The 14,507-nt window shown below is 63.5% G+C and carries 7 protein-coding genes and 2 riboswitches; of the genes, 3 read left to right on the forward strand and 4 right to left on the reverse strand.

What is annotated here, in order from left to right; genetic code table 11:
* Nucleotides 1-18 precede the first annotated feature (18 nt).
* A riboswitch (S-adenosyl-L-homocysteine riboswitch) is annotated at nt 19-95 on the reverse strand.
* Nucleotides 96-259: 164 nt separating this feature from the next.
* The 3 genes from OUZ52_RS04840 (at nt 260) to OUZ52_RS04850 (ending at nt 6,736) form a co-directional block, all read left to right on the forward strand.
* A complete protein-coding gene (locus OUZ52_RS04840; protein WP_266157193.1) occupies nt 260-2,731 on the forward strand; it encodes a S9 family peptidase in 2,472 nt (823 codons plus the stop codon).
* Between the two features lie 194 nt (nt 2,732-2,925).
* Nucleotides 2,926-5,670, forward strand: a complete 2,745-nt coding sequence (gene ppc, locus OUZ52_RS04845) for a phosphoenolpyruvate carboxylase (RefSeq protein WP_266157219.1) — start codon at nt 2,926-2,928, stop codon at nt 5,668-5,670.
* A gap of 100 nt (nt 5,671-5,770) precedes the next feature.
* Nucleotides 5,771-6,736, forward strand: a complete 966-nt coding sequence (locus OUZ52_RS04850) for a glutathione S-transferase family protein (protein WP_266157194.1) — start codon at nt 5,771-5,773, stop codon at nt 6,734-6,736.
* Nucleotides 6,737-6,738: 2 nt separating this feature from the next.
* Here the strand turns inward: OUZ52_RS04850 and OUZ52_RS04855 are convergent, their stop codons facing one another.
* The 4 genes from OUZ52_RS04855 to OUZ52_RS04870 all read right to left on the reverse strand — a co-directional run bounded on the left by OUZ52_RS04855 (nt 6,739) and on the right by OUZ52_RS04870 (nt 14,040).
* Entirely contained in the window at nt 6,739-8,562 is a 1,824-nt protein-coding gene (locus OUZ52_RS04855) for an ATP-binding cassette domain-containing protein (RefSeq protein ID WP_323135313.1), read from the reverse strand.
* 169 nt (nt 8,563-8,731) lie between these two features.
* Nucleotides 8,732-9,931: a methionine adenosyltransferase gene (gene metK, locus OUZ52_RS04860; protein WP_114844305.1), complete on the reverse strand. Its 1,200-nt coding sequence runs from the start codon at nt 9,929-9,931 to the stop codon at nt 8,732-8,734.
* Nucleotides 9,932-10,282: 351 nt separating this feature from the next.
* Nucleotides 10,283-12,607, reverse strand: a complete 2,325-nt coding sequence (gene metE / locus OUZ52_RS04865; RefSeq protein ID WP_266157195.1) for a 5-methyltetrahydropteroyltriglutamate--homocysteine S-methyltransferase — start codon at nt 12,605-12,607, stop codon at nt 10,283-10,285.
* 200 nt (nt 12,608-12,807) lie between these two features.
* A riboswitch (cobalamin riboswitch) is annotated at nt 12,808-13,029 on the reverse strand.
* Nucleotides 13,030-13,119: 90 nt separating this feature from the next.
* On the reverse strand, nt 13,120-14,040 hold the full coding sequence (locus OUZ52_RS04870) for an alpha/beta hydrolase (RefSeq protein ID WP_266157196.1): 921 nt from the start codon (nt 14,038-14,040) through the stop codon (nt 13,120-13,122).
* Nucleotides 14,041-14,507 lie beyond the last annotated feature (467 nt).

Raw genomic sequence — 14,507 nt, forward strand, 5'->3', positions numbered from 1 at the left:
CGATAGGGGTATCGCATGGTTAACCGGGCGCCGTTACAAGGTCATTCCGCCAAGCCTGGCCGTTCACATGCACGGTCGCAGCGCCCCTTAGCGAAGACTGCCGAGTATACCTCCAGGCTCGCCGAGAGGCAGCAGCCGATGGTGAACAGGCGCGCGGATTTTCTGCTGCTGTCCCGGCCCGCAGGCATGACTGATGGCCTAGGCCCGGCAGGCGAGTAACCGCTAAGGTCGCAAAATCATTCGACAGGCGTGGCCGTGTATGTACAGACCCAACCGACGTTTTGCCCTACTCGCCGCGCTTTGGGTGTGCTGCCCGCTGGCCCTGGTCGCGCAGACGGCGCCTGTCGCAGGTGGCTATGAGCTGCCGCCTGCACCCTTGCAGGCGGTGGTCGATGCGCCGCGGCCGCCGCAGTTGTCGATCAGCCCGCATCACGACTTGATGGCGCTGTCGCAGACCCCGGCCTTGCCAGGTATCGACGTGGTGGCGCAGCCCGAGCTGAAGCTGGCCGGCCTGCGCATCAATCCGCGCACCTATGCGCAAAGCCGCTTCAGCTTCGGCAGCGACTTGTGGCTGATGGATATCGCCAGCGGCAAGGAAATCCGCCTGCAAGGTTTGCCCTCGCCGTTGTCGCTTGCGACCTCGCAGTGGTCGCCGGATCAGCGCTATCTGGCGTTTAATCGGGTGGACGCCAAGGCGGGCAGCAATGAACTGTGGCTGGTGGATGTCGCGGCGCGCAGCGCACGCAAGCTCACTACCTTGCCGTTGAATACCGTGGCTGGCGCGGGTTATCGCTGGATGCCGGACAGTCAGCAGCTGCTGGTGCTGGTGCGGCCCGAGGGGCAGGGCAGCGTGGCGGCATCCGATGGTATCCCGAGCGGGCCGAATGTACAGGCGACCCAGGCCGGTGGTGGCGTCAAGGCCATTCGCACCTATCAAGATCTGCTGAAGAACGAGGACGACGCGCGCCGCTTCGAACATTACCTGCTGACCCAGGCCGTGTTGATCGACCTCAAAGGGCGCGTTTCCAAGATCGGCACGCCGGCGCTGACCACCGGGCTGGCACCGTCGCCGGATGGGCATTACCTGTTGCGTGAGCGGATCGAGCGGCCGTTCTCGTATCTGGTGCCGGTCGATGGTTTTCCACATCGGATCGAAGTGCTGGATTTGCAGGGGGCGCTGGTCAAGGAGATTGCCCATCTGCCACTGGTCGAAGGCCTGCCCACCGGCAACGACGCCGTGCCCACCGGCGTGCGCCATATCGAGTGGCGTAACGATGCGCCGGCAAGCCTGGTCTGGGCCGAGGCGCAGGACGGTGGCGACCCGGCCAGCAAGGCGGATATCCGCGATGCCGTGCTGATGCAGGCCGCGCCTTTCACTCAGCCGCCAGTGACGCTGGCTCGCCTGAGCACGCGCTATGCCGGCATCTACTGGGGTAGCGGCGAGCTGGCCCTGCTGAGCGAGTCGTGGTGGAAAACCCGCAAGATCAAAGAGTGGCGCATTGCGCCGGATCATCCGCAACAGGCGCCGCAGCTGATTCGCGATGCCTCGTCCGAAGACCGTTATAAAGATCCCGGTGAACCGGTGACGGTGCGTAACGAGCGAGGTCAATCGCTGCTGCTGGTCACCGCGGATGGCGAAAGCATTTACCGCATCGGCGAAGGCGCCTCACCCGAAGGCGACCGGCCGTTCTTGAACAAGGTCAGCCTGCGCGATGGGCAAAGCACCGAGCTGTTCCGGTCGCAGGCGCCGTACTACGAAGCACCGAAAGTGCTGCTGGATAACACCGGCCAATCGCTGCTGACCGCGCGCGAATCACCCACCGAGCCCACGAATTACTACGTACACAATCTCGCCGCGCCTACCACTGCGCCGCGTGCATTGACGCGTTTCCCCGATCCCACGCCGCAACTCAAGGGCGTGAGCAAGCAACAGATCCGCTACAAGCGCAAAGACGGCGTGGAGCTGACCGGCACGCTTTATCTGCCGCCGCATTACGATCCCAAGCGCGACGGTCCGCTGCCGATGCTGATGTGGGCTTATCCGGCCGAGTTCAAATCGGCCGATGCGGCGGGTCAGGTCACCGATTCGCCGTACCGTTTCAACCGCATCAGCTACTGGGGCCCGCAGGCTTTCCTGTCGATGGGTTATGCGGTGCTGGACAACTTCTCGGTGCCGATCGTCGGCGAGGGCAACAAGGAACCCAACGACACTTACGTGCCGCAGCTGGTCGCCAGTGCCGAAGCCGCCGTCGATGAAGTGGTGCGCCGTGGCGTGGCCGACCGCAATCGCATTGCCGTCGGCGGGCACTCCTATGGTGCGTTCATGACCGCCAACCTGCTCGCGCATTCGCGCTTGTTCAAGGCCGGTATCGCCCGCAGCGGCGCTTACAACCGCACGCTGACGCCGTTCGGCTTCCAGGCCGAGGAGCGCAATTACTGGCAGGCCAAAGACGTTTATCAGGCCATGGCGCCGTTCAACTATGCCGACCAGATCAAAGACGCCTTGCTGATGATCCACGGCGAGCAAGACAACAACTCCGGCACCTTCCCGATTCAGAGCGAGCGCATGTATGCCGCGATCAAAGGCCTGGGCGGTACCGCGCGACTGGTGCTGCTGCCGAACGAGGCGCATGCCTACCGTGCGCGCGAGTCGGTGATGCAGATGCTGGCCGAAACCAATCACTGGCTGGAGCGCTACATCGGTCCGGGCAAGCCGACCGCCAAGCACTGAGCCGCTAAGGCAGGTTGGGCTGAACGAAGGGGTGCCCAACAACGCTGACCGCCGCGCCTGGTTGGGGTTCGCATGTGCTCACCGCAACCTACGGCTTGCGCGCGGTGGCGTTCGTGGTCGTGTGGCAGTGCAGCAAAGATGGGCGGCTTGGGGTAGTCTCTGGCCTTCCACTCCCTGCGGATCGCATCGCCTCGATGAACCAGCTGCGCAGTCCCGAGTTTGCCCTTTCCGAAACCCCGCTACGCGAGGATGTGCGCCGACTAGGCGCGATGGTCGGCGATATGCTGGCCGAGCAGGTCTCGCCCGATTTTCTTGCTGAAGTCGAACGTGTCCGCATCGCGGCCATTGCACGTCGCCAGCATACCGATCAGCCGACGCAGTCGTCGCCCGAGTCGCTGGCCAGCCTGCTGACCGAGCTGACCCCGACACATGCCGAGGCACTGGCGCGCGCTTTCGCCAGCTATTTCCAGGCGGTGAATATTGCCGAGCGGGTGCATCGCATCCGCCGCCGCCGTGACTATCAGCGCGAAGGCGGCACGCCGCAGCCCGAATCGCTGCTCGATGTGCTGACCCAGTTGAAAGCTCAGGGCGTGCAGGCTGACGAACTGCTCGATTGGTTGATGCGCTTGCAGGTCGAGCCGGTATTCACCGCGCATCCCACCGAGGCGGTGCGCCGCTCGTTGCTGGAGAAAGAGCAGGCCATCGTGCGCGCGCTGGTCGATAACTTCGACCCCACCCGCACACCGCACGAACGCAAAGAAGATGACGACCGCATCTTCATGGCGCTCAATGCCACCTGGCAGACCGCCGAGGCCTCGCCGGTACGGCCTAGCGTGCAGGACGAGCACCATCACGTCGGTTTTTATCTGGCCAATCCGATTTACCGCATCGTGCCGGCGCTGTATGAGTCGCTCGCCGATGCCTTGCAACAGGTCTACGAAGTCGCCGTGCCGTTGCCGCGTTTACTGAGTTTTGCCACCTGGGTCGGTGGCGATATGGACGGCAATCCGAATGTGGGTGCCGACACCATTGCCGCCAGCCTGGCTACCCAGCGCACGCATGTGTTGGAACACTATCAGGCTGATGTTTCCGGCTTGGCACGTCTGCTCAGCCAGACCGAGGGGCGGGTGGCGCTGGATACGGCCTTGGTACAGCGCCTGGCCGATTACCGCCAGCGCTTTCCCAGTGCGGCGGCACACGTACGGCCACGGCATGCGGATATGCCGTATCGCAGCCTGCTGGCCATGATGGGCGCCCGGTTGAAATCCACCGAGGACGACCAGCATGTGGAAGGCTATACATCGGCCGATGAATTCCTGGATGACTTAAAAATCATTGCCGCCAGTTTGATCGATCATCGTGGCCTGCATGCTGGTGCGTATGCGATACAGCGCTTGATCTGGCGTGTGCGCAGCTTTGGCTTTCATTTGGCGCGGCTTGATGTGCGACAAGATTCGCGCGTGCACGATGAGGCGCTGTCCGCGTTGCTGCATGACACCGACTGGCTGAGCCGCGAACCGCAAGCGCGGGTCGAGCGCCTGCGCCCGTATGCCAGTGGCCAGCAAGCCTTTGCCGAGAGTGCCGATGCGAACGCGGTATCGCTGCATGCGGTATTCGCGGCGCTGCACGATTCGCGCGGTCGTTATGGCGCCGAGGCGGTGGGGCTTTACATCATCAGCATGGCGCGTTCGGCCGCCGACGTGCTGGCGGTGTTGGCATTGGCGCGATACGGCGGCCTGGCCGAGCAGACATCTGCGGTCGATGAAGCCGCGCCCGGCGTGCCGCTGGATATCGCGCCGCTTTTTGAAACGGTCGATGACTTGAGCAATGCGCCGGCGACGTTGCGGGCCTTGTTTGACGATCCTGTTTATCGCCGTCATCTCGCCGCACGCGGTGATCGGCAATGGGTGATGCTTGGCTATTCCGATAGCGGCAAAGATGGCGGCACGCTGGCCTCGCGCTGGGGTTTGCAGCGCGCCCAAGTCGAGTTGCTGGCGGTGGCGAATGAGGCTGGCATCCGTTTGTCTTTCTTCCATGGCCGTGGCGGTTCGGCCAGCCGTGGCGGCGCTCGCATCACCCCGGCGTTGATGTCGTCGCCGCGCGGTTCGGTGGCGGGGGTGCTGCGGGTAACCGAGCAAGGCGAGGTGATTCATCGCAAATACGGTATTCGCGCGCTGGCCTTGCGCAATCTGGAACAGACGGTGGGGGCGGTATTGCGCGCCAGTTTGCGGCCGCGCACGCCGGACCCGCGCGAGGATACCTGGCGCGAGCAGATGAATGCCTTGGCCAAGAACAGTCGGCAGGCCTATCGCGAGCTGGTCGAGCATGAGGGTTTTATCGATTACTTCCGCGCGGCCACGCCGATCGATGTGATCGAACGGATGACTCTGGGCTCACGTCCATCGCGCCGCCGCAGCATGCGTGGCGTGCAGGACCTGCGGGCGATTCCATGGGTGTTCGCCTGGACGCAATGCCGTTCGATCATTACCGGCTGGTACGGCCTTGGCACGGCGCTGGAGCGCGGCATGGCCGAGTACGGCGAGACGGCCTTGACCGAGATGGCGCGCGACTGGCCGTTCTTCGCCAACATGCTCGACGACGTCGAGATGGTGCTGGCCAAGTGCGACCTGGACATTGCCGAGGCGTTTTCGCGGCTGGCCGGTCCGTTGCACGAGCCGTTCTTCCAACTGATTCGCGCCGAGTTCGAGCGCACGCGGCGTGCCTTGCTGCGATTGCAGGGCAGCGATGAACTGCTGCAAGGCAATCGACGGCTGGCCGTGTCGATCCAGCTGCGCAATCCGTATATCGATCCGATGAGCCTGCTGCAGGTGGATTTGTTGCGGCGTTGGCGCGCGAGCGGCGAAGAGGACGAGGACTTGCTGCGTGCCCTGGTGGCTTGCGTCAACGGCGTTTCGCAAGGGCTACAGAATACCGGTTGAGTTGAGCAGGCAATGAGCAGGCACCGCTTGCACGGTGGCGATGCCGCCCCCATTCGTGCAAGTGGCGCCACGCCATCGCAGGCACCTCAGGGGCAATATCATGATCGAGCTGTACAAGCTGCACTGGTCGCACTACGTGGAAAAAGTGCGTTGGGCGCTGGACTTCAAAAAACTGCCGTGGCGTGGCATCGATATCGTTGCCTTTACCAAGAAGGAAATGCGCCGCTTCGATTGCCCGCAGACGGTGCCGCTGATTCACGACACCGCCACTCGCGTCGCCATGAGCGATTCATCGCCGATCATCCGGTATCTCGACGAGGCCTATCCCGAGCGTGGTTTGTTTCCCGCTGATCCGGTCGAGCGTGAGCAGGTGTGGCAATGGATGCTGCGGCTTGATTCGACCTTGGGCCTATATGCGCGGCGACTTGGCTACACCCAGCTGATCATGGAATGCCCGCGCGCGCTGGCGCAGTTGTTCTTGTCGAATGTGTATCGCGGGGTGTTTGCCCGACGCGGTTTGCGCACGGTGGCGTCACCGGCGATCGGCATGATGTTGACCATTCGCTTTCATTTTCATCGCAACCGGCAAGATCAGGTTTATGAAAAACTGGAGGCCTTGCTGTTGCCGGTGGCGCAGAAAATCGAGCGCGATGGTTTTCTGGTCGGCCAGCAATTCAGCGCGGCGGATTTGACCCTGGCGTCGTTGTTGCGGCCGCTGCGCATCGTGCCGCATTTCAGTCATCACCCGCAGCTGCAGGCGTTGTTCGGTTGGCAGGAGCGCTTATTCCGCGAACACGATCGCGATGTGGCCTTTCCCTACGAAGAAGCCATTCGTGTGCAGCGCGAGCGCCGTGGGGTGATGCGCGGCTGGGTTAGCTGGATGCAGCAACAGCTGACTTCGACCGATGAGGCCACCGGCGAGGTACCGTTGCAGGCGGCCAAGAATGACCTGCATCCGGTGAGCCGCTGGACCTTGATCCTGGGCCTGCCGGCTTATCTGACATTGCGCTGGTTCAACGGTATCGCCAGGATGCCTTACACCCCGGCGGCCTTCCTCGGCAGCTGAGATCAGCTGCCTTCGAGTTCTTCCCAGCGTTTGAAGGCGGTGTCGAGCTCCGCCTGCAGTGCGGCGATGGCTTCATTCGCCTTGACGATGGCGGCGCTGTCTTGCTGAAAAAACGCCGGCTCGTTCATCGCCGCGGTGCGTGCGGCGATGTCGGCTTCGAGTTGCTCCAGGCGGGCAGGCAGCAGATCCAGTTCGCGCTGCTCTTTGAAACTGAGCTTGCGTTTCGGCGCCGCCGGGGCCGGCGCCGGATCGTTGCGGGTTAACCCCGGTTTGGCAGCTGCGGCGGCGACGGCAAGCGCGGCAGTCGGGCGCTGGCGCAGCCAGTCGCTATAGCCGCCGACGTATTCGCCGACCTGGCCGTTGCCTTCCAGCACCAGGGTGCTGCTGACCACGTTGTCGAGAAATTCGCGATCGTGCGAGACCAGCAGCAAGGTGCCTTGGTACTCGGTCAGCAATTCTTCCAGCAATTCCAGCGTCTCGACGTCGAGGTCGTTGGTCGGTTCATCCATCACCAGCAGATTGGACGGCTGGGCGAACAGCTTGGCGAGTAACAGGCGATTGCGCTCGCCGCCGGACAGGCGGGTGATTGGCGCGCGCGAGCGCTCGGGCGAAAACAGAAAGTCTTGCAGGTAGCCGACGATGTGTTTGCGCTGACCGTTCAACTCGATGAACTCGCGGCCCTCGGCGACGTTATCCAGCGCATTGAGCTTGTCGTTGAGTTGTACGCGGTGCTGATCGAAGTAGGCGATCTGGATGCCCGTGCCGGTGGTGGCCTCGCCACGTTGCGGGGTCAGCTCGCCCAGCATGATCTTGAGCAGGGTGCTCTTGCCGGCGCCGTTCGGGCCGATGATGCCGACACGGTCGCCGCGCATCAGCGTGGTGGTGAGATCGTCGATCAGCACGCGGCCGCCATAGGCCTGATGCACGTGATCCAGGTCGATCACCTTCTTGCCGGATGCTTGCGCAGTGGCCAGCGCCATCTTGACGTTGCCGACCAGATTGCGCCGCTCGGCGCGCTCGTTGCGCAGCGCTTTCAGTGCCCGCACGCGGCCTTCGTTGCGGGTGCGGCGCGCCTTGATGCCTTGGCGAATCCACACTTCTTCTTGCGCCAGCTTTTTGTCGAACAGTGCGTTGGCCTGGGCTTCGGCGTGCAGGCGTTCTTCGCGGCGGCGCAGATAGTTTTCGTAGTCGCCCGGCCAGCTGGTGAGCTGGCCGCGGTCGATTTCGACGATACGGGTGGCCAGCGCGCGCAGAAAACTGCGGTCATGGGTGATGAAGATGATGCTGCCGGCGAACTGCTTGAGGAAGTTTTCCAGCCAGCCGATCGCCTCGATATCGAGATGGTTGGTCGGCTCGTCCAGCAGCAGCACATCGGGTTTGCGCACCAGCGCCTGCGCCAGCAACACGCGGCGCTTCATGCCGCCGGACAGGGCGGCGAAGTCGGTGTCGGCGGGTAGTTCGAGCTTGGTCAGCACTTCGGTGACGCGGCGGTCGAGATCCCAGCCGTGCTGGGCTTCGATCTGCGTCTGCACGTCGCCCAGCGCATCGAAATCGCCTTCGGCAAGCAAGTGGTGATAGCGCGCCAGCAGGTGACCGAGGTCACCCAGGCCGTCGGAGACGACGTCGAAGACGGTACCTTCGGTGTCTTGCGGCACCTCCTGTGCCATGCGCGCGACGACTACGCCGCTTTGCAGACGGATTTCGCCATCGTCGGCATGCAGCTCGCCGGCGATCAGCTTCATCAGGGTGGATTTGCCTTCGCCGTTACGACCGACGATGCACACGCGCTCATTCGCTTCGATCGAAAGATCGACACTTTGGAGCAAGAGGGGGCCGCCGATGCTGAAATCGACGCGCTGGAGTTGGATAAGGGACCTGCGCGCATTGTAGCGGAAAGCCGCTGCCGACCCTTCGCCTGACTTCTTCGAGCATGACCTCAATAACGCAAACGGGCCGCACAAGGCGGCCCGTTTGTCTTACTGCTGTAGCAATGGCTTACTTCAGCTTGGCATCGGCGCGCAGCGCGTCGGCCTTGTCGGTCTTTTCCCACGAGAACGCGGTGTAGGTCTTGCCGTCGGCACCCTTCACTTCGTACGGGGTACGGCCGAAGTGGCCGTAGCTGGCGGTCTGCTGGTACATCGGGTGGATCAGGTCGAGCATCTTGATGATGCCGTACGGACGCAGGTCGAAATGCTTGCGGATCAGTTTTTCGATCTTGTCGTCGCTGATCTTGCCGGTGCCGAAGGTGGTCACCGAGATCGAGGTCGGCTCGGCCACGCCGATGGCGTAGCTGACCTGCACTTCGCAACGGTCGGCAATGCCGGCGGCGACGATGTTCTTCGCCACGTAGCGCGCGGCATAGGCGGCCGAACGATCCACCTTGGACGGATCCTTGCCCGAGAACGCGCCGCCACCATGACGGGCCCAGCCGCCGTAGGTATCGACGATGATCTTGCGACCGGTCAGGCCGCAATCGCCCACGGGGCCGCCGATCACGAACTTGCCAGTCGGATTGATGTGGAACTTGGTGCCTTTGTGCAGCAGCTTGGACGGCAGCACCGGCTTCAAGATGTACTCGCGCACGGCTTCGATCAGGTCTTTCTGCTTGACGCTCGGATCGTGCTGGGTCGACAGCACCACGGCGTCGATAGCGACGGCCACGTCATTCTCATAACGCAGGGTGACCTGGCTCTTCGCGTCCGGGCGCAACCACGGCAGCGGCGAGTTTTTCTTCTTGCGGACCTTGGCCTGCTGCTCGACCAGGCGGTGCGAGTAGTAGATCGCCGCCGGCATGTAATCTTTGGTTTCGTTGGTGGCGTAGCCGAACATCAGGCCCTGGTCGCCAGCGCCCTGTTCTTCGGGCTTCTTGCGGTCCACGCCCTGGTTGATGTCGGGCGACTGCTTGCCGATCAGGTTGAGCACGCCGCAGGTCTCGCCATCGAAGCCGACGTCCGACGAGTCGTAGCCGATGTCGATGATGACTTTGCGGGTCAGCGCCTCCAGGTCGATCCAGGCGCTGGTGGTGACTTCGCCAGCGACGATCGCCACACCGGTCTTCACCATGGTTTCGCAGGCAACGCGGGCGCGCGGGTCTTGCGCGATGATCGCGTCAAGCACGGCGTCGGAAATTTGGTCGGCAACTTTGTCCGGATGGCCTTCGGAGACCGACTCGGAGGTGAAGAGATGGCTGCTCATCGCGGCATATATCCTTCTCTACGGATAGAGAGATGAATGGAGGAAGTCGCGCATGATACACGCGGCGGTGACGGATTTCACCGGGCAGGTTAGCGCATGAAAATGGCAGTGAGGCGATGTTCAGCCGTCTTTACCTATGAAAAGCACCCTTCCCTCTGGGCGAGGGAAGGGGCGGCAGGCCATGGTGGGCCTCAATCAGCTCCCGCCAAAGCAGCGAGTAGCGGAAATTCGCCCTGATCGAGCCTTGCGGCTGCCTGCACGGAACGGCCGGGAAAGGGAGGGCCGCAGCCTTCCCCTTCGTCAGCCGCTACTCCGTTCCAGGCACAGGGCTTAAGCAGGGCAGGTCTCGTCTCAGTTCGTTACGGCCAGTTCGCTGCGCAGGGTCCGGGCGGCGCCCACCATGGCTTCCAGTGCCGGGATCACCTCGGCCCAGTGGCGGGTTTTCAGGCCGCAGTCGGGGTTGACCCACAGCTGGCTTGGATCGAGCACGGTCATGGCCTTGCGCAGCAGGTCGGTGATTTCCACATGGCCGGGCACGCGTGGCGAGTGGATGTCGTAGACGCCTGGGCCGATATCGCCGGGGTAGCGGAACTGTTCGAACGCGGCCAGCAGTTCCATCCGCGAGCGGCTGCTTTCGATCGAGATCACATCGGCATCCAGGGCGGCGACCGCTTCGAGAATGTCGTTGAACTCGGCGTAGCACATGTGGGTGTGAATCTGCGTGGTATCGCGCACGCCACCTGCCGCGATGCGGAAGCACTGCACCGCCCATTCCAGGTACCTGGCTTGCTGGGCGTGGCGCAGCGGCAGGCCTTCGCGCAGGGCCGGTTCGTCGATCTGGATGACCTGGATGCCGGCGCTTTCCAGATCGTGCACTTCGTCGCGCAAGGCCAGGGCCAATTGCCGGCAGACGGTTTCGCGCGGCAGGTCGTCACGGACGAAGGACCACTGCAGGACGGTGACCGGCCCGGTCAGCATGCCCTTCACCGGCTTCTTGGTGAGCGATTGCGCATAGGCGGACCAGCGCACCGTCATCGGTGCCGGGCGCGCGACATCACCCCAGATCAGCGGCGGCTTGACGCAGCGCGAGCCGTAGCTCTGCACCCAGCCTTGGCGGGTGAAGGCGAAGCCTTCGAGCTGCTCGCCGAAGTATTCCACCATGTCGTTGCGCTCGGGCTCGCCATGCACCAGCACGTCGAGGCCGATGCTTTCCTGATGGCGCAGTGCCTGGGCGATTTCCTCGGCGAGGAAGTCGTCGTAGGCCTCGTTGTCGAGGCGGCCGGCGCGATGCTCGGCGCGGGCGTGGCGCAGGGCATCGGTTTGCGGGAACGAGCCGATGGTGGTGGTCGGCAACAGCGGCAAGCCCAGCGATTCGGTCTGCACGACGCGTCGATGGTTCAATGCCGAGCGTCGCTGGGCCGCCTGCGGGCTGAGCCCGTTCAGGCGCGCACGCACGTCGCTGCGCTGTACGCCGGCTGCATTGGCGCGTGCGGCGAGCAAGGCGTCCTGGCCGCTGAGTGCCGCACGGGCGGCATCATCGCCGGCGATGGCTTGGGCGTACTGCTTCAGTTCTTCCAGTTTCTGCAGTGCGAAGGCCAGCCAGCCGCGCAACTCGGCGGTCAGCGTGGTTTCCTGGGCGACATCGATCGGCACGTGCAGCAGCGAGCACGACGGTGCCAGCCACAGATGCTCGGTGCCGAGCTTGGCGAGTGCTTTTTCCAGCAGCGGCAGCACCTGGGCAGGCCGGCTGCGCCAGATGTTGCGGCCATCGACGACGCCGGCACTCAACACGCGCCCGGTGGGCAACGCCGCCAGGACAGCGTCGAGCTGTTCGGGGGCGCGTGCGAGATCGATATGCAGACCATCCGCCGGCAATTGAGTCGCCAGCGCGAGATTGTCATCCAGGGCGCCGAAATAGGTCGCCAGCAGGCGTTTCGGACTACGCCCGCGAGCGAGGGTGACGTAGGCATGGAGATAGGCTTCGCGGCTGGCCGCATCGAGGTCGAGCGCCAGGAATGGCTCGTCCAATTGCACCCATGGCACGCCTGCATCGGCCAGTTGCTCAAGCAGCTGCGCGTAAGCGGGCAACAGTGCGTCGAGCAGGGCCAGCGCATCGCTGCCGTCGGTGGTCTTGGCCAGGCGCAGGAATGACACCGGCCCTAGCAGTACCGGGCGTGCATCCAGTCCCAATGCCTGCGCTTCGCGCCATTCCGCCAGCGGCTTGTCACCGGCCAGTTGAAAGCGTTGACCGGCGTGCAGCTCGGGTACCAGGTAGTGATAGTTGGTATCGAACCACTTGGTCATTTCCAATGCGTGCAGGCCGTGGCCGCCGCGGGCCATGGCGAAGTAACCGGCCAGGGGATCTTGCTGGCGCAGCGCGCGATAGCGCTCCGGCACGGCATCGAACAGCACCGCGGTGTCGAGCACATGGTCGTACAGCGAAAAATCGTTGACCGGCACGCTGCAGACGCCTGCGGCACGTGCCAGCTGCCAATGCCGCTGGCGCAGTTCGCGGGCGGTATCGAGCAGGGCGGCGGCATCGGTTTCGCCACGCCAGTAGGTTTCCAGCGCGCGCTTCAGCTCGCGGCGCCGGCCCAGGCGCGGAAAGCCGAGGTAGGTGATCTGAGGATGGGTGGGAAGGGTTTGGGTGGAGCGGGTGTGAAGCGGTGAAGACATGACGTATTCCTCTTGCGGATCAATGGCAAAGAGGAACGAAGGGCGGCACGCAGCCGTTGCCGGACGCGTGAACCGATGACCTTCGCCCCCGCGGGCGAACCGGTTTCTCGCGGGCGAACGCACACCGCCGCACGACGGCGGCAGCGCGCTGGATTCCCCCGCGGGATTCCAGGTCGGTCGAGCCGGTGGCCGCTTTCGCAGACCGGTACTCGGCTGGGGCAGGTCTTCGGGCTCATGGACATAAACGCCGTGAGGCGTTGCCTACTGTCCGTCGCTTCCCAAGCGCATCACGCTCAGTGCCAATGACGAAGGTCGTTTCCACATACCGCTGCGGGGCAGCGCCGGATTCCCACCGGCTTCCCTTTTAATTCCATCTCTCTATTCGGATAGAAGGATGAAAACCATCAGCGGAGCGAAAGTTAGACGGATGGATGGCCCAAGTCAATGGAGACGCTGCGGGTCTTGAGCCGTTGGAAGCCGGCGATAGAAGGCCGGCGCGGCGGCGCGATCAGCTAGCCGGCATGGGCCTTGGCGGTCTGCGTGATCGATGACGGATGACTGTGGATGAAGGCCAGAATGTCTTCGAGGGTGGGGGCGTGCTCGTGCATGGGACGCAGCAGGGCAAACAGCAAGGCGATGTGACCGATGCCGGGGTAGAGCTTGAGGGTGACGTCTTCGTGCTGGGCTTGCATGGTGTGGGTGAGTGAGATCGAGTTGCTGGGCGCGACTTCTTTGTCTGCCGTGCCGTGCAACAGCAGCATCGGCGGCTCGGCGCCATGCACAAAGGTCACGGCTTGCGCGCGCTGTTGCTCGGCAAGTGTGCGACCGAACATGCCCAGCATGTCTTTTTCGTTCGAGGCGATCGGGGCGAAGTCGTAGCAGCCTGCCAGCCCGATAAAGCCGGCCAGGTCGCGTGGCTGCATGCCGTAAGGCGCCAGCCATTGCGGATCGGTCGCCAGCAGGGCGGCTATCTGGCCACCGGCCGAATGCCCCATGACAAAGATATCGTCGCTGCTGCCGCCGAGTTCGCTGGCGTGTTGATGTGTCCAGGCCAGTGCTTCGGCGGCGTCCTGCATAAAGCCGTCCATTTTTACCTGGGGGTATTTGCGGTAGTCGGGGATGACGGCGATGACGCCGTGCGCGGCGAGTGCGGTGCCGACGAAGCGGTACCACTGGCGTTCGCCATGGGTCCAGCTGCCGCCGTAGATGAACACCACGATGGGGGCGTGTTCGGTGTGTTCTGGGCGATAGATGTTCAAGGCCAGGTGGTGAGGCGGATCAAACTCGATGTTGCGTTGTTGCTGGATGTCGTGGCGTTGGTCGGTGGTGTTGATGGCGGCGAATAGGGTGGTTTGGCAGCCGCTTAGCAGCAAGGTGGCTGTGCATAGCAGCAGGGTGATGAGTGGGGCGCGCACGTGGTGTGGCGGTTTCATGGAGGGGCAGCATGTGCGGACGGGGGATAGGGTGATGATGCATGGAGTTGTTGCGTAAGGGGTTGCGGTTTTGCGTGTTCGTTGGGCGGTTGCTTGTTGGTTGTGTTGGGGCGAGGGTGTCGCCTGCGGCGTGTTTCGGACTCTTGCCGGAGCCCGAGTCACTTTTCTTTGCGTGCTCAAAGAAAAGTAACCAAAAGAAAGAGCACCCCGGTGCGTCGCCCTTCGGGTGCGTGAGGGCTGGCCGGGCTTTTCGACAGGGCTCCTGCCCTGGCGAAAAGGCATTGACGTCCATACCAATGCCCCTGCGGGCCTTGTCGTCCAGCCCTCACCGACGCACAGGGGCCCCAAAGATCAAAGATCAAAGGCAACAGCAACAGCAACAGCAGGAGCAGGAGCAGGAGCAGGAGCAACAGCAGGAGCAACAGCAGGAGCAACAGCAGGAGCAGTGTGTGCGTCAATTGCCAGCC

This window comes from Dyella silvatica, from assembly GCF_026283955.1.
GTDB lineage: Bacteria > Pseudomonadota > Gammaproteobacteria > Xanthomonadales > Rhodanobacteraceae > Dyella_C > Dyella_C silvatica.

What these genes read in the sequence shown, in the direction of transcription:
- ppc (WP_266157219.1), top strand. Translation starts at nt 2,926, where the DNA reads ATGAACCAGCTGCGCAGTCCCGAGTTTGCCCTTTCCGAAACCCCGCTA.
- OUZ52_RS04850 (WP_266157194.1), top strand. Translation starts at nt 5,771, where the DNA reads ATGATCGAGCTGTACAAGCTGCACTGGTCGCACTACGTGGAAAAAGTG.
- OUZ52_RS04840 (WP_266157193.1), top strand. Translation starts at nt 260, where the DNA reads ATGTACAGACCCAACCGACGTTTTGCCCTACTCGCCGCGCTTTGGGTG.
- metK (WP_114844305.1), bottom strand. Translation starts at nt 9,931, where the DNA reads ATGAGCAGCCATCTCTTCACCTCCGAGTCGGTCTCCGAAGGCCATCCG.
- metE (WP_266157195.1), bottom strand. Translation starts at nt 12,607, where the DNA reads ATGTCTTCACCGCTTCACACCCGCTCCACCCAAACCCTTCCCACCCAT.
- OUZ52_RS04870 (WP_266157196.1), bottom strand. Translation starts at nt 14,040, where the DNA reads ATGAAACCGCCACACCACGTGCGCGCCCCACTCATCACCCTGCTGCTA.